General features: G+C 36.3%; 13 protein-coding genes and 1 tRNA gene. 11 read left to right on the top strand and 3 right to left on the bottom strand.

Features of this window, described 5'->3' with window-relative positions; all coding sequences use genetic code 11:
• Positions 1 to 209: 209 nt before the first annotated feature.
• From rpiA to gltX, 6 genes are all read left to right on the top strand, one after another.
• Positions 210 to 914, top strand: a complete 705-nt coding sequence (rpiA, locus tag ACFINE_RS01375) for a ribose-5-phosphate isomerase RpiA (protein WP_375613478.1) — start codon at positions 210 to 212, stop codon at positions 912 to 914.
• 106 nt (positions 915 to 1,020) lie between these two features.
• Positions 1,021 to 1,590: a DUF2059 domain-containing protein gene (locus ACFINE_RS01380; RefSeq protein WP_375612140.1), complete on the top strand. Its 570-nt coding sequence runs from the start codon at positions 1,021 to 1,023 to the stop codon at positions 1,588 to 1,590.
• Positions 1,591 to 1,793: 203 nt separating this feature from the next.
• Positions 1,794 to 3,185 (top strand): glutathione-disulfide reductase, encoded by a 1,392-nt coding sequence (gene gor, locus ACFINE_RS01385; protein ID WP_375620794.1) that lies wholly within the window; start codon positions 1,794 to 1,796, stop codon positions 3,183 to 3,185.
• Between the two features lie 68 nt (positions 3,186 to 3,253).
• The gene (locus tag ACFINE_RS01390; RefSeq protein WP_375620795.1) at positions 3,254 to 4,633 is read left to right on the top strand and encodes a class II 3-deoxy-7-phosphoheptulonate synthase; all 1,380 of its coding nucleotides are present in this window, start codon (positions 3,254 to 3,256) and stop codon (positions 4,631 to 4,633) included.
• Positions 4,634 to 4,752: 119 nt separating this feature from the next.
• Positions 4,753 to 6,414, top strand: a complete 1,662-nt coding sequence (locus tag ACFINE_RS01395) for an NAD+ synthase (protein ID WP_375620796.1) — start codon at positions 4,753 to 4,755, stop codon at positions 6,412 to 6,414.
• A gap of 10 nt (positions 6,415 to 6,424) precedes the next feature.
• Positions 6,425 to 7,798: a glutamate--tRNA ligase gene (gltX, locus tag ACFINE_RS01400; protein ID WP_375620797.1), complete on the top strand. Its 1,374-nt coding sequence runs from the start codon at positions 6,425 to 6,427 to the stop codon at positions 7,796 to 7,798.
• Between the two features lie 57 nt (positions 7,799 to 7,855).
• On the opposite strand, the gene ACFINE_RS01405 is transcribed toward gltX, so the two are convergent.
• Together ACFINE_RS01405 and ACFINE_RS01410 are read right to left on the bottom strand one after the other, a co-directional pair.
• Positions 7,856 to 9,259 (bottom strand): DEAD/DEAH box helicase, encoded by a 1,404-nt coding sequence (locus tag ACFINE_RS01405; RefSeq protein ID WP_375620798.1) that lies wholly within the window; start codon positions 9,257 to 9,259, stop codon positions 7,856 to 7,858.
• A gap of 146 nt (positions 9,260 to 9,405) precedes the next feature.
• Positions 9,406 to 10,179, bottom strand: coding sequence for an NAD kinase (locus tag ACFINE_RS01410; RefSeq protein WP_375620799.1), 774 nt, complete (start codon positions 10,177 to 10,179; stop codon positions 9,406 to 9,408).
• 263 nt (positions 10,180 to 10,442) lie between these two features.
• Here ACFINE_RS01410 and ACFINE_RS01415 point away from each other — a divergent pair.
• From ACFINE_RS01415 to ACFINE_RS01435, 5 genes are all read left to right on the top strand, one after another.
• Positions 10,443 to 10,519, top strand: a tRNA-Arg gene (locus ACFINE_RS01415).
• A 536-nt stretch (positions 10,520 to 11,055) separates the two neighbouring features.
• Positions 11,056 to 11,247: a hypothetical protein gene (locus tag ACFINE_RS01420; protein WP_375620800.1), complete on the top strand. Its 192-nt coding sequence runs from the start codon at positions 11,056 to 11,058 to the stop codon at positions 11,245 to 11,247.
• Between the two features lie 127 nt (positions 11,248 to 11,374).
• Positions 11,375 to 11,479 (top strand): hypothetical protein, encoded by a 105-nt coding sequence (locus ACFINE_RS01425; RefSeq protein WP_375613508.1) that lies wholly within the window; start codon positions 11,375 to 11,377, stop codon positions 11,477 to 11,479.
• A gap of 397 nt (positions 11,480 to 11,876) precedes the next feature.
• Positions 11,877 to 12,083 (top strand): hypothetical protein, encoded by a 207-nt coding sequence (locus ACFINE_RS01430; protein WP_375620801.1) that lies wholly within the window; start codon positions 11,877 to 11,879, stop codon positions 12,081 to 12,083.
• Positions 12,084 to 14,255: 2,172 nt separating this feature from the next.
• Positions 14,256 to 14,480: a hypothetical protein gene (locus ACFINE_RS01435; protein WP_375620816.1), complete on the top strand. Its 225-nt coding sequence runs from the start codon at positions 14,256 to 14,258 to the stop codon at positions 14,478 to 14,480.
• Between the two features lie 529 nt (positions 14,481 to 15,009).
• On the opposite strand, the gene ACFINE_RS01440 is transcribed toward ACFINE_RS01435, so the two are convergent.
• A complete protein-coding gene (locus ACFINE_RS01440; RefSeq protein WP_375612149.1) occupies positions 15,010 to 16,578 on the bottom strand; it encodes a TerC family protein in 1,569 nt (522 codons plus the stop codon).
• Between the last annotated feature and the right edge of the window lie 60 nt (positions 16,579 to 16,638).

The following is a 16,638-nucleotide window of genomic DNA, read 5'->3' on the forward strand; positions in this document are numbered from 1 at the left end:
CAAATATTCTCAAAGAAATAAAAAAGATAATTGTTGATTATTCTATTTTATTCTTATCATATATTTCTATAACGAGTAACATCTCTTCAAGCAAGAGATGATGGTCAATTTAAATAGATTGCGTCAAGAGGTTATCTTTTATTATCATTATTATCGGTGGTAATAGGGGTGATAAATGCTGCTTATACGGATAGAAGGCAAAGTCATTCATGAATGTTCAGCAGTTAAAAAAAATGGCAGCTATTAAAGCGCTTGAGTTTGTTGAAGATGGTATGCGGCTTGGTATCGGATCTGGTTCGACAGTCAATGAATTTATTCATCTTCTAGGTGAGCGTGTTGCGGATGGTTTGCGGGTGACTGGTGTTGCTACTTCAAAATATTCTGAACAACTCTGTCATAAGTTTGGAGTGCCTGTTAGCACTTTAGAACAAATACCTGAGCTGGATCTTGATATTGACGGAGCAGATGAAATTGGTCCTGAGATGATGCTCATTAAAGGGGGAGGGGGAGCATTGTTGTATGAAAAAATTGTAGCGTCGGCATCTCGTGCAATGCTTGTCATTGCGGATGAAACAAAGGTGGTAAAAAGACTTGGTGCTTTTGCACTACCAATTGAAGTTAATCCATTTGGTATCCACACAACATGCAGAGCCATTGAAAAAGTCGCTGATGATTTAGGGCTTTCTGGAAAAATTGCATTGCGAATGAATGGAAAAAATCCTTTTGAAACAGATGGTGGCCATTTTATTCTTGATGCATTTTGGGGCTGCATTTTGCAACCAAAACCATTATCAGATGCACTTCTTGCTATTCCTGGTGTTGTTGAGCATGGCCTTTTTTTGGGGTTGGCTTCACGTGCAATTGTCGCTATGGCTGATGGTCAAATAAAAGTTTTAGAACCGTTTGATTTTTAGAAAAGGCATTTACATGATGATATGTTAGCACAGTAAAAAAGGGTCTTAAAGATTTTAGGTAGAATAACGAATTAAAATTATAATTAGCGATCGGGGTAATCATTAAATGAAAATAATATTTTCTTTTCAGCGTTTTGTCGTATATTTTAGTGCAATTGCTATTTTTGTTGTGAATGTTGGCATGGCTTATGCACAAGGTGTGAGTGATCAACATTTAGATTCAGCGCGAAAGGCAATCAGAGCTATTCATGCAACGGATCAATTTGATAGCTTTTTACCAAATGCGGTCCATGATTTCAAAAATGAACTGATTAGCGATGATCCGAATTTGGCAACAGCTATTTCTGATATTGTTGATAAGCAGGCGCTTGCTTTAATTAAAAGGCGCTCTGATCTAGAAAAAGAGATTGCTCATGTATATGCAAAATATTTTACTCAAAAAGAGCTTGATGCGATAACAACATTTTATAATTCTGATACCGGTAAAAAGTTTTTGACAGAAGTCCCCAATATTGCACGTGATTCTTATTCAGCATTTGATATATGGCGTACTGCTCTTATGCGGGATCTTGTAGAAAATGTGAAAAAAGAGATGTCTGAAACACTTAATTTGAATAATTCTACTATGCCTACAAATATGCCTATAAAATCAGAATCTTCAGAAAATAAAAAATAGCTTGATCGATATCATGACAACAATGGGCAATTTCTGATTTTTTTAATAGCGGCGGTTTTCCCGCCGTTTTAAATATTTTAATGAGAATAAGTCTTTTTAGAATACTGCTTTATAAAAAAGGCTTCTTCAAAAGAAAAAAAGACTTTCATTTGATAATAAAAGATCTTAGCCTACTCTTGCAGATGTATAAGAAGGAATAATTCGTGGGCTCTTTTGACTTTGATTTATTTGTTATTGGAAGTGGTTCTGGTGGAGTGCGTGCAGCACGGCTTGCTGGAGGTCTTGGCAAGCGGGTCGCTATAGCAGAGGAATATCGTATAGGGGGCACTTGTGTTATTCGTGGTTGCGTTCCCAAAAAACTTTATGTTTATGCATCACAATATGTAAAAGAATTTAAGAAAAGTGTTGGTTTTGGGTGGGAATATGCGGATCCAATTTTTAGCTGGGAAAAGTTGGTTGCAGCTAAAAATAAAGAAATATCAAGGTTAGAAGGGTTGTATCGTAAGGGATTAGAAAATAACAATGTGCATATTTATGAAAGTCGTGCTACTTTTATAGATGATCACACATTAGAGCTTTCTGCCACGGGTGAGCGGGTAAGTGCAGAAAAAATTTTGATTGCAACAGGGGCAAAACTTGCACCAAATACGTCCATAGAAGGCGGTGAATTTTGCCTTACTTCTAATGAGATTTTTGACCTTAATCAACTCCCAAAATCAATAGTGATTGTTGGTGGAGGGTATATTGGTGTTGAATTTGCTAATATTTTTCATGAATTAGGTGTAAAAACAACACTCCTTCATCGTGGTGATTTAATCCTTCGTAATTTTGATCATGATTTGCGGCAATTGCTCAGCGATGCAATGATTGAAAAAGGGATTTCTATTCTCTATGGCATAACAATTTCTAAAGTGCAGGCTGCAGAAAATTGTTATGAAGTTGTTTTATCAAATGGGAAAATAATCAGAGCCGATCAGATTATGTTGGCTACGGGGCGTGTACCAAATACAACGGGTTTAAGACTTGAGCGGGCAGGTGTTAAGGTGAATGAATTTGGTGCAGTTGTTGTTGATGAGAAAATGACAACAAATATCCCCCATATTTGGGCTGTTGGTGATGTAACAGGTCATATTCAATTAACACCCGTTGCGATTCATGATGCAATGTGTTTTGTTAAGACAGCATTTGAAAATATTCCAACAACACCTGATTATGATTTAATTACAACAGCAGTTTTTTCACAGCCAGAGATTGGAACGGTTGGTCTTTCAGAAGAGGAGGCGGTAAAGCGTTATAAGCGTCTTGAAATTTATCGTACAGTTTTTCGTCCTATGCGTAATGTTCTTTCTGGTAGTTCAGAGAAAATGCTTATGAAACTCATTGTTGATGGTGAAAGCCGTATTGTTGTGGGCGCTCATATTTTAGGGGAAAATGCTGGTGAGATGGCTCAGCTTATAGGGATATCTCTCAAGGGTAAGCTGACGAAGGATATCTTTGATGAGACGATGGCAGTGCATCCAACGATGGCAGAAGAATTGGTAACGATGTATAAACCAAGTTATATATATGAAAATGGGAAGAAAATAGAAAGTTAAACAGCATATATTGCGGTAAAAAGCTTTTGATATGCTAATCTGTAAGATTAATCTTTAGAGAGAGTGTAATGATAAAAGAATGGGCGCCTGACACTTGGAGAACAAGGCCAATTAAACAAGTTCCGACTTATCCGGATAAGTCTATGTTAGAAGATGTTGAGCGAAAACTGAGAAGGTATCCTCCTTTAGTTTTTGCCGGTGAAGCACGTGATTTAAAAAATGAATTAGCAGCCGTTGCGAAAGGCCAAGCTTTTTTATTGCAAGGTGGTGATTGTGCCGAAAGCTTTGCAGAACATGAAGCTGATAATATTCGTGATTTTTTTCGTGTATTTTTGCAAATGGCGATTGTTTTGACCTTTGGTAGTTCTAAACCGGTTGTTAAAATTGGTCGTATTGCTGGTCAATTTGCAAAGCCTCGCTCTTTTGATATTGAAAGAAAAGAGGGAGTTGAATTTCCTGCTTATCGTGGGGATATTATTAATGGCATTGAATTTGAAGCCGGTTCTCGTATTCCAGATCCGCAACGGATGTCTATGGCTTATCGCCAATCTGCGGCAACACTTAATCTATTGCGTGCTTTTTCACAAGGTGGCTATGCTAATTTAGAAAATGTTCACACATGGATGTTGAGTTTTGTTTCTAACAGTCCGCAGGGAGAACGTTATGAATTATTGGCAGAGCGTATTTCTGAAGCAATTGATTTTATGCGTTCTATAGGGATTACATCCAAAACACATTCTTCATTGCGTGAAACATCTTTTTATACCAGTCATGAAGCACTGTTGCTTGGTTATGAAGAGGCTTTGACTCGGATTGATTCAACTTCAGGAAATTGGTATGCAACATCTGGTCATATGTTATGGATTGGTGACCGTACGCGTCAGATTGACCATGCTCACGTTGAATATTGTCGCGGCATTAAGAATCCTATAGGATTAAAATGTGGTCCTTCCATTGAGCCTGATGAGCTTTTAAAATTAATTGATATTTTAAATCCTGAAAACGAGTTGGGGCGGCTTACTCTCATTACGCGCTTTGGTTATGATAAAGTTGAAAGTTATCTGCCTAAACTCATCCGTGCTGTTGAACGCGAGAAGCGTGCGGTTATATGGTCATGTGATCCAATGCATGGCAATACAATTACTGCCAATGGTTATAAGACGCGTCCTTTTGATTATGTTTTAAAAGAAGTAGAGAATTTTTTTGCAGTGCATCGTGGAGAGGGAACTTATCCAGGAGGCATTCATATTGAGATGACAGGTCGTGATGTTACTGAATGTACAGGAGGGGCGCACGCCATTTCTGTGGACGATTTATCTGATCGTTATCATACGCAATGTGATCCACGGTTAAATGCAGATCAAGCGTTAGAATTGGCTTTTCTTGTTGCTGAACTCCTTAAAAAAAATCGCGTGACTGAATCGTTAGCAATTGCTGCTGGGGGGTAGGCAAAAATTTGCCTAATATTTTTAGGTCATTATGGCAGAAAAGAATTTTAAAAAATGATGTTTCCGATGATGAAGAATAAAGTTGTGGTTGCTAAACTGATGAAATGATACAAAGGCTTATGAAAAATGATATTCGGGTATCAATTGCCCAATTAAATCCTATTGTCGGTGATATTGAGGGGAATTTTTCTTTAGCTGTCATGGCGCATCAAAAGGCCAAAGAAGAGGGGGCTGATCTTGTTTTATTCACGGAACTTTTTATAAGTGCTTATCCGCCGGAAGATCTTGTTCTAAAACCTGCTTTTACAAAAACATGTGAAGAGACTGTTGAGAAATTAGCAAAGATAACCGTAGGCGGACCAGGAATTGTCATTGGTCTTCCATTAAGGCGCAATGGTAATATTTACAACGCTGTCATGGTTCTTGATGAAGGGAGAGTCATTGCCGAATGTTTGAAGTTTGATTTACCTAATTATGCTGAATTTGATGAAAAGCGTTTATTTTCTTCAGGTCCACGTCCTCAGCCTATTGTCTATCATGGAATTAAATTAGGAATAGTCATTTGTGAGGATCTTTGGAATGATTCCTCTCTTAGTACAGAGCTTAAAGATAAAGGAGCGGAAATTATTCTTGTCCTTAACGGATCTCCTTATTATCGTAATAAAACATTAAAACGTATAGACGTTGTTCATACACAGGCTCTACAATCTGGAGTGCCAATTATCTACGCTAATCAAGTAGGTGGTCAAGATGAGCTCGTTTTTGATGGTGGGTCTTTTGCCTTGAATGGACAAGGCAAAAAGATATTTCAAATGAAACACTTTGATAGCCATATTGCTTTAAGCCATTGGCAAAAAACAACGACGGGATGGCACTGTATTTCAGGTCCTAATGAAAGTCTTCTCAATGGATTAGCGGCTGATTATCAAGCTTGTGTTTTGGGGTTGAAAGATTACGTTAATAAAAACGGCTTTAAGGATGTTATTCTTGGTCTTTCAGGAGGAATTGATTCAGCCCTGTGTACGGCAATGGCGGTGGATGCTCTTGGTGCTGAGAGGGTTCGCACCATTATGATGCCCTATCATTATACTTCGCAAGAATCATTAAAAGATGCCAAAGAATGTGCTGATCTTTTGGGATGTCGTTATGAAATCATACCGATTGCACAACCTGTTGAGGCTTTTTTAAAGACAATGGCACCTGTTTTTTCAGGGTTACCCTCTGACGTCACAGAGGAAAATCTTCAAAGTCGTATACGCGGTACACTTTTAATGGCGCTTTCAAATAAATTCGGCTCAATGGTGGTAACGACAGGCAATAAGTCAGAAATGGCTGTGGGATATGCAACACTGTATGGGGATATGAATGGCGGGTTTAATCCTCTTAAAGATATTTATAAAATGCAGGTTTATGCATTAGCGGAGTGGCGCAATAAAAATCACTTGCACAATTTGAGAGGACCAGAAGGAATGATCATTCCATCCAATATTATAGAAAAAGCACCCTCTGCAGAGCTGCGGGAAAATCAAAAAGATGAAGATTCTCTTCCGCCTTATCCTATTTTAGATGATATATTACAATCTCTTGTAGAAAATGACATGAGTATTTGTGATATTGTTAAACGTGGACATTCACGAGAAACTGTTGCGAAAGTTGAACAGCTTCTTTATGGTGCCGAATATAAAAGGCGTCAATCTGCGCCTGGTGTAAAAATCAGTTACAAAAATTTCGGACGCGATCGTCGCTATCCTATAGTCAATCATTTTCGCGATAAAAATTGAGTATTATTTTATGGTTAAAGTTCGTTTTGCTCCCTCTCCAACAGGTTATATTCATATTGGCAATATCCGTATTGCGCTTTTCAACTGGCTTTATGCGCAAGCGTATAAGGGAGAATTTATTTTACGCTATGATGATACAGATATTGAACGTTCTAAACAAGAATATATCGATGCTATTGCTGTTGACCTTGAATGGCTTGGTATTCAACCAGATGCAATTTATTACCAATCCAAGCGATTTAATCGATATGATGAAGTGGCAGAAATTCTCAAACAACGTGGCCTTCTTTATCCTTGTTATGAGACAACAGAGGAATTAGAGCGGCGTCGTAAAATCCAGCTTTCACGCAAATTGCCTCCTGTTTATGACCGTGCAGCATTGAAGTTGACAACAGAAGAGAGAAAAAACTTTGAATCACAAGGTCGTAAACCCCATTGGCGTTTTCTTCTTCCTAATTTTGAAAGTGATCCTTTACACACAAAGCGAACAGAAGTTTGCTGGAATGATGCAATAAAGGGAAAGCAGACGATTGATTTAGCTTCTCTTTCAGATCCTGTTCTTATTCGTGAAGATGGAACCTATCTTTATACATTGCCGTCTATTGTTGATGATGTAGATATGGCTATTACGCATATTATTCGTGGGGATGATCATATTACAAATACAGGCGCTCAAATTGCTCTTTTTAAAGCTCTTAATGCAGAATTACCGGTTTTTGCTCATACCAATTTATTGGCGACAGTTTTAGGAAAAGGATTTTCAAAACGTAATAATGATCTTTCTATTCGTTCTCTACGGGAAGAAGGATTTGAATCTATAGCTGTTCAATGCCTTGCCGTTTTGATTGGGACATCGCAAAATGTGCATCCTTATCCCAATCAAGCTGCGCTTTTAGAGCATTTTAATCTCCAAGATACGTCAAGATCCGTTGCAAAATTTGATATTGCTGATCTTCTTGCTTTGAATAGTCATCTTGTCCATGAGTTAACCTATGAGGAAGTAAAAATGCGCCTTAAAAAACTTTCTATTGAGGGAGATAAGGCGGAATATTTCTGGAATGCGATAAGAAGCAATATTAATAAAGTCAATGAGGCTGTTTTTTGGTGGAAAATCATTCATGATGAACAGAATTTTGATACAGTAGCACTAGAGGATCGTGCTTTTGTGCACCAATCACTCGATTTCTTACCTGAAGGTGCTTTGAATGAGGAAAGTTGGAAAATTTGGACAACAGCATTAAAAGAAAAAACAGGTCGAAAAGGAAAAGCTTTATTTATGCCATTACGTCAGGCACTTACGGGCATGGATCATGGACCTGAAATGGGAAAAATTTTGCAGCTTTTAGGGCGTGAAAAGATAACGGAAAGGCTCTCTAGAAAATAAGAGCGGCTTTTTTAAGCATTTTGTTCATCTCACTCTAAAAGAGAGTAAAGAACGGGTTTATTTGCACGTTTTTATAAGCATGAAAGCAGGAATATCATCACCAAATCCAATAGGTGTGTAATTCTTATTTTTTCGTGAGCGTTGTTGCTCAGATGGCTTCTCCTTATTATTTGCATTTTTGATATATTCTGTTTTATTCTCTTCTACAGATTTTTTAGTGTGAGCAACAGTCTCTTTTGGAGCAGTTTTCTTTGATGGTTTTGAAGATTTTTTCTTTACAACAATATCTTCTGTTTGATCATCGGCTATTAAAGTTGAGAGATCTCCATTGAGCCATTCAATTTTTTCATTACTCATTTCCTCGATGGCATTGATATATTTTTGATCAGCTTTTGTAACGATTGTAAAGGCTTTTCCGCTACGATTTGCACGCCCTGTACGACCAATTCGATGGATATAGTCTTCAGCATGTGTAGGAACATCATAGTTAAATACATGACTTACAGCTGGAATATCGAGTCCACGGGCAGCAACATCAGAAGCAACAAGAAGTGTAAGTTTATTATTTTTAAAATCAGCTAGGGTGTTCATGCGCGAATATTGGTCCATATCTCCATGAAGTGCCCCTACATTAAAGTTATGTTTGATGAGCGATCTAAAAAGTTCAGAAATATCTCTCTTTCGATTACAGAAAATGATTGCATTTTGAAGCTCTGCACCTTCATTTTGGATAAGCTCTCGTAAAACCGCTCTTTTATCCCATGATTTATTTCCAGATTTGACAAGCCGTTGTGTAATTGTGGTAGCTGTTGAGGAAGCTTTTGTAACTTCAACAGATACGGGAGAATGTAAAAATTGTTTCGTTAGTTTTGTAATTTCTGGCGCCATTGTTGCAGAAAAGAACAAAGTTTGACGCGTAAAAGGGGTTAGCTTACAGATGCGTTCAATATCAGGAATAAAGCCCATATCCAACATGCGATCAGCTTCATCAATCACAAGGATTTCAACGCCCATCAGGAGTAGTTTACCGCGCTCGCAATGATCAAGAAGGCGCCCTGGTGTTGCTATAAGAACATCAGCTCCTCGTTCAAGTTTGCGATCTTGGAGTTCAAAAGATACCCCACCAATCAAGAGAGCAACGTTTAAACGATGATTTATTCCGTATTTATCGAAATTTTCTTCAACTTGAGCTGCAATTTCTCTTGTTGGTTCTAAGATGAGCGTACGGGGCATTCGTGCTCTTGCACGACCTTTTTCAAGGAGAGTGAGCATAGGCAATACGAAAGAGGCAGTTTTACCTGTTCCCGTTTGGGCGATTCCTAAAACGTCTTTTCTTTGAAGGACATGCGGAATTGTTTCACTTTGAATAGGTGTCGGAGCTGTATACCCCGCTGATTTCACCGCATTAATAACCTTTGCGGAAAGACCTAAATCATCAAAACTGTTTAAAGATGGTATCATTTTTTTATCAACTGCTCTGTGATTTTAACTGCGCTATCTAATGATGATTATAACCAATATTCTACACTCTTTAAAAGTATTAAGATGGTTTCACAAAAAAAAATAACTATAACAATCATATACATATAAAACGCATAATACAATCATTAATAGCGAAATTGTTCTGATAAAATGCGCTCATCCCATGAATGATTTGAGTCAAAAAGGATTGAAGCTGTTACTTCTGTTGCCATTGAAATAGTAACTGAATGAACAGATTTAACTTCAATATTATCTGCAGCAGCGTTTACAGGGCGTTTGTCAGGTTCAAGCATATCAAAGCGCACTGTTACTGTATCGGGAAGCAAAGCTCCATGCCAACGCCGAGGGCGAAAAGGGCTAACGGGAGTGAGGGCCATAAGGGGAGCCATAAGAGGTAAGATAGGTCCTTGTGCTGATAAATTATAGGCGGTTGATCCAGCTGGTGTAGCGACGAGGACACCATCACAACTTAATTGTTCCATGCGTACGTTGTTATCAATGGTGATGCGAATTTTTGCCGCTTGATAAGATTGCCGAAAGAGGGATACTTCATTAATTGCAAGCGCCTCGATAGAATCTTGACATTCAGATTTTGCAATCATGCGCAGGGGATGGATTTCTTTTTTATGTGCGGCAGCAATACGATTGGGCAATTTTTTTTCATGAAATTCATTCATAAGAAATCCTATAGAACCTTGATTCATACCATAAATAGGTTTGCCTGTGTTCATGACATCTCGTACGGTTTGTAACATTGTCCCATCACCACCGATTGCAACAACAATATCAGTTTCTTCCAGAGAAGAATGACCATAAACGGAAATTAATTTATGGGTAGCTTTGATAGCCTCCTCAGTTTCTGCGGAAATAAAATGAAAGCGACTTGGTAATGTAGCCATTTAAAAATTATCCTGATACTTATAATTTATGTTGTAACTTATTTTTGAGAGTTTTGAAGTTGTAATAAAAGCTCTTTTTATAATAAAAAGAGCATTGAATAAAGAGAAGTTATTTCAAGGTAAAGTATCATTAAAAAGTAAAAGGAATGCGTCGTTAGATAAATTACAAACGAGTAATTTTTTTATTAGAATGATAATTTAGCATTGAAGCTAAGAGTATGATTAGTTAAAAGACCATAACTGATTTTAATAATCAGTGCGAAGCACCCGTAGCTCAGCTGGATAGAGCGCTGCCCTCCGAAGGCAGAGGTCACAGATTCGAATTCTGTCGGGTGCACCAAATTTTTCAACTTTATATCATACTAAATAACAATATTATCTAAAAGAAACCAATTTCCTCTTTTATGAAAATGGTTATTTGAGTTGTTTATTAAGTTTTGCAGCGAATAAGCAAATGATTTTAAGAGAAGTAAAATTTACGGCTGCGTATATAATTGTTCGGTTAGTCATTTTGAATATCGAGATAAAAAAGCAAGGTTATCTAAATATGCTTTCAATTTAACTATAAACATTTATAACATAAAAATACATATTAATTCAATATGTTATTGTAAAACTGATCTGGCGATGTTGATAGTAGACCGCTAAATATATTGTTTTGAGCATTAAAATAGATAGCTAAATTTGCTTTTATTCTATTTTTGGAGTTAAAGGCTGTTATGGTGATATGGAACGCGGATGAGGAATATCATCAGTTAAAGGAATAATAAGGGGGAAAAAACAACCGTTAAGATTTGAATTGTTTCAAAATGCTGTATTCGATATGGTTTTGATATGGGTATCTGGTGATTTCTCTATACACCAATATTGCCAGTTATGTTGGATGAGGGATTGTTTACTTTTAATCAACTTTTTTATATACTGAACGCTAATTATGGTGGTTATTTAGTTGGGAGTATGTTCTTTACGTTTGGCAGAATTGGGATTATATTTCTTGCTCCTCGCATACTATCTTGTGCAGCTATAGTGATGAGTGCACTTAATTATTTTCATGGCGTTAACACTTAGTCCTTTTGATCCGTTTTGCTGCTGGTGTTGCGAGTGTAGCAATGATGGTTTTGGGTTCTATTATGGTCATGCAGCATAGCCATATGGGCGGATTATTGCTTCGCTTTATGCAGGTGTAGGAGTTGGTATTCTACTACTAGGTAATGAATATGTTATTATTAGTTTGAACAGAGCGCTTGATGCAACAAACATTTGGTTTGGAGCTGGCTTAATGTCTGTTCAAAACTTTTAAAAACATACAGGTTTAATTATGATAACTATATCAAAAAACACCTCCGTTATTTCTTTCATTGCAAATGAAACCGCTCCTGTTAATCAGAAAAAACCATCCAAAATATGAATAGATCAATCAAATGGATTTCGTGACTGGTCATGTATATATATATTATCGCATTCGTGCTTTAAACGATTTTGGTGATGTAAAAAAAGCGATCTGGATGCTTTTATTGAAAATGAAAGCAATCTCTCTCATGATGGTAATTGCTGGGTTGCTGATAATGTCTGTGTTGTAAAATCTGGTTGTGTTTATGAAAATATAAGGGGCTATGGCAATGCTGCCATTGGTGGCTATGTGTATGGCAATACCCTTATATGTGATAAAACCCATGTGTATTTTGGTGTTCATGTTTATGACAATGCTCATCTTTCTTATAACGTTTGAGTTTATCATTAAGCGCGGGTTTATGGGAATGCAAAATTATCCGGTAGTGCACGTATTCATAGCAATGCCGCGGTTTATGATCATGCGGTTGTTAGGCAAGGTTTACGGCAATGCTAGCGTGGGGTGTCATACTAAGGTCTACGGCTCTGTTTATGGCAATGCCAAGATCTCCTGATTATATCGTGATTAGAAGTAATGTATATGGCAATGCAAGAATAAAAAGACATAGCGATTTATATTCGGTTCCCATAAATTGAGAGGTTTATGAAAGTGATGATGTTATCAAGATTGATAAACAGAATAAATGACAGACGTGGAGGGTCTTCTTTGATGGTTATAAACGTATCATAAAAGAAAGCTGTGCCAATTGATATGACGCTGCTTTTAAATAGAGGTACTACAGATCATACAAAAGAAGTCAATAATGAATGCATGTATACAAAACGTATCATATTGCAAACGCTCTATTCTATTGATTAAAACTGATCAAAAGGAACGTAAATGACAGATATGATCTTTAATCACTCATTTGAATTACAGAACCTATAAACACTTTATGTATGGCTATAAAGCGTATTAAGAATAACGCTCGCATTTTTGAAGTGGTCATTTGACACAAAGTACATTATCAAAATGTCTCAATGCTTGGTAGGTTCATATCAAGACTCTCAAGAGAAAATGCGTATTAAGTGAATATTTGTAACAAAACCCGTTGTTTACATTTACGAACATTGGTTTTTAAAAGCAGCTTTTCATAAGATAATAAACAACCGCTTTTTATAAAATCTAAGGCTTTTAAACTGTTATAAATCTAGGTTTCAAACGTATTTATAGAGATATCATTTTATGTCTCTAAACGTTTAAACGTTCATTTAGTGAGGTTCTCATAAGCGTATTTTCACTTTGCATTTAAACTTAATTTCTCTGCAAATAAGCCGGTCCATATTTGGGCTGGCAAAATTAATCAGCCCAAATTTGAGCTCGTTAACTTTAGAGTAGAGCAGTCTTTAATATTGTCGCTTTTGACTCAAAATTGAGTAAAACACCATGCCTTTGTAATATGATTGCAATCCTTTTGAAATTTATCTACTTATCTTTGTCTTAATAAGTATCCTCAAATTTGAGGGGACTTCATTTGGTTTCGTATTTTTAAACTGTAACTTTTAAAACGTTTTTTGCTTGTTTGCCTGCGTTATATCATTAAAAATCTCTTGATTTCTACGACATAACATTATCAATTTCATTACCTGTTGTGATGATAATATCTATATAATGTCTGCTTATTATTGACTAACTTTTTAGTAAGCGGCGCTTTAAATCGACTTGTCTTTAAATCCTTTTATGTGCCCTTAATGAATTAAAACCTATTCTATGATAGTTTCAAATGATTATTTCTTTTAAGGTTTAGCTCAAAAAAAGAGTAAACCCCATACCATTCTTTAAACGCATGCAATTTATGTTATCGATAATTTCAAACGATTACGTTTTTAATAATGCGATTTGTGTGTGATAAAAACGTATCATAAAATTTATGAACTGTTATGAATGATAGCTGCGTTCACTTCATTTGAATGTTTACATGCGTTTTATGGTCTATCCATACATGGTAATTGTTTATGAAAAATGGTTAATTAAATCACGTATAAAAGTGTAGATTTTAAATGGGATTCATATAGAATAATTGCACACAAACTATTGACTTTATTATATTTTTTTTATGAATAAGATTCCATCTCGTTTAGACGTTGCAAAAGAAATCACCAAAGACCTTATTGATAAGATTCTTCTCTTACACGGCGTTATCACTTTTGTTTGCAAAAATCTGCTTCGCTTTTGACTTTTGATATGGATACAACCTTTTTTGAGGTAGAGCAAAGAATTTTTTAATCATGGAGAGTGCAACAGTGTTCTTCAAAAATCTTGATTGGTTTGTTGAAAAAATTAAAGAGTTAGATAATTATTCAGCATGTTATCAACTCCCAGATTGTGAAGTACAAATTCTTTATAATGACGCAATTATCAAAGGTTATCCGTAAGTTGATGTTGGAGTTTCGATTAGTACTGGTATTTTATCTGCTGCCTGTATGGTAATTGATCCCTATCAATTCTCAGCACTTACAGGATCTACAACTTGATTTTTATAAAAAGGGGTTGAGAGTTTGTGAAGAAGGAATATATGCAGATTGGTTGGAATTAAGCTTGATTATGTCTTGAAATAGGCGATAGAAAAAATTGATCTTCATAAATGCTTTTATTCCAGATATGGAGCACCACCTTGGCGATAGAGTGAAGTTGGAGGCACATAAAGGTTATCAAGGTAGATGATGCAGATTATAGCTTACTTCATATTGGTGCACTGGCTTTATTGGGTGATGTTGCAACCTTACAATCTTATTATCAAAGTTTCAGTGCAGAGGATCATTTAGGCTTTGATGAAAATACCCAACAGATTCATTTTGAACGTGCATTGGCTGTAGTCAAAGAAGTAGTCAAATCTAAGCAACACAGCTACGCTTTCATTGCAAAAGTAGTAAAAAATATGAACCATCTGGAAGAAAAACAAAGTTCTTAATAAAAGCTTTCCAGAGAGGTGGAGTTTCATTCTTGGAAGGAAAAAAATAGCTAAATTTATCGAAACAAAAGCTAAGGAATAGCTCCTTAAGAAATATCAAGAAGATCTAAAAAGATTATAGGAGCCAGAGTCTGGTTTAAAGATGCCATCATCAGTTGAGTGAACTCAACAATGGTGGAGTTTTATCCATTGGCGGAAATCTGATGTTTGAAAGAGGCTTTCTTGATGTGAAGGTAATATTGTAATAAATAATTATTATAAATCAATATGTTGTATATATTCATTGTTTTGAGATTAATGACCATTGACAAATAATTTTGCACCATTTTCTCTCTTCCAGCTTTTCGTCAATCATCAATGAAAATTTTTTATAATGGAAAGTTCATTGATAATATAACTTTTGTATGTCATTATTTTACGCTTAAAAAAAATATAAAAATAATGAAATGCAATTGAGTTATCAGCTGCTTATTCTTTTCAATTTTTAATCATAAAAAAATCTTTTTATTCATTTTGCTTATAAAAAGAATTAGCTTTTTTCTGGTGATACAAGTGGAGAAATAAGGATTTTAGATATGTTTCTGCGTTCCATTTCAATCACTTTAAAGTGTAAACCATCAGTTTCAAAACTTTCTCCCTCATTTGGTAAATGACCAAACTGCCAAAGCATAAAGCCTGCCAGAGTCGTATAACGATCTGCTTCATCCACAAGGTTACGTCCAAGATAACCACTTAAACGGCGGATATCAGCATATCCCTCAACAAGAAGACTGCCATTTTCAAGTTGTTCTGCGATCATGAGTTCTTCATCGTCATCAGGAAAGTCTCCTGCAATAGCTTCAAGAATATCGGTTGGTGTTGCAATTCCTTCAAAAGATCCATGCTCATCAACAATAATTGCAAGCTGAATCGAAGAATGACGTAATTGCTCCATCAATCGTAAAACACTTGTGTTTTCATGAACAACGAGGGGTTCTCGCATAGCTTTTTTCCAATTAATCTTTTTCCCCTCAGCCAAATTCAAAAGAAGATCTTTTGTCAATGCAACGCCAACAAATTCATCCACTTTTTCACGCGCAAGAATTAAGCGGCTATGTTTAACCTTTTGTAATTCTTCACGCATTTCATTTTCATCAGCATTTAAATCTAACCACTCAATCTCATTACGCGGCGACATGATAGAGCGAACAGGGCGATCAGCTAAATCGAGAACACCACGAATCATCTCCTTTTCTTCTGGTCTAAACAATTCAGAAGCTGCGGCCTGTTCAGCAATAACATCTACAGTCTCAGCAAGGTGACTATCTTTGCTTCCTCCTCCTAAGAGCCTCAAAACAGCATCAGCTGTTCTACTGCGTAGATCATTCGTTTTAATCATTTTTTCACGGTTACGACGTCCAATTTGATTAAAAGCTTCGATGAGAACAGAAAAACCAATAGCAGCATACAAATACCCTTTTGGAATATGAAAACCAAATCCTTCAACAATGAGAGTAAAACCAATCATCATCAAAAAACCAAGACAAAGGATTACAATAGTGGGATGACGATTAATAAAACGCATAAGAGCACCAGATCCGCACATCATTACTCCCATAGCAGCTATGACTGCGATATACATAACTGCTGCCTGCTCTTTTGCAATCATACCTGTTGCGGTAATAATACTGTCTAGTGAAAAAACAGCATCCAGCACCACGACTTGGACGATTACTTGCCAAAAAACAGCATAACCAACGCCTGTTTTTCTTTCATGTGATACTCCTTCTAACCTTTCATGTAATTCTAGCGTTCCCTTTGCGAGCAAAAAGGCTCCACCACCGATTAAAATAAAGCTATGCCAACTAAATACAAAAGATGAAAGTGAAAGAATTACCCTATCGAGTCTCATAACCCATCCAATAACGGTAAGAAGGAAAAGCCGCATAATTAATGCTAAAGTAAGACCTATAAAGCGTGCGCGGTCACGCAAATGCAGTGGCAATTTTTCAGCTAAAATTGCAATAAAGATAAGGTTATCTATTCCTAAAACAATTTCGAGAAAAACCAGCGTGATCAAACCAAACCACGCATGGGGATCAGTGATCCATTCCATCATTCATTACCTTTTAGAAGCTTAAAAGCGCGCGATTGACAAAAAAAATTCATAGGCTTTTAT

Origin of the sequence: Bartonella sp. AA97HXZ (genome assembly GCF_042196985.1) — a bacterium.
Taxonomy (GTDB): Bacteria; Pseudomonadota; Alphaproteobacteria; order Rhizobiales; family Rhizobiaceae; genus Bartonella.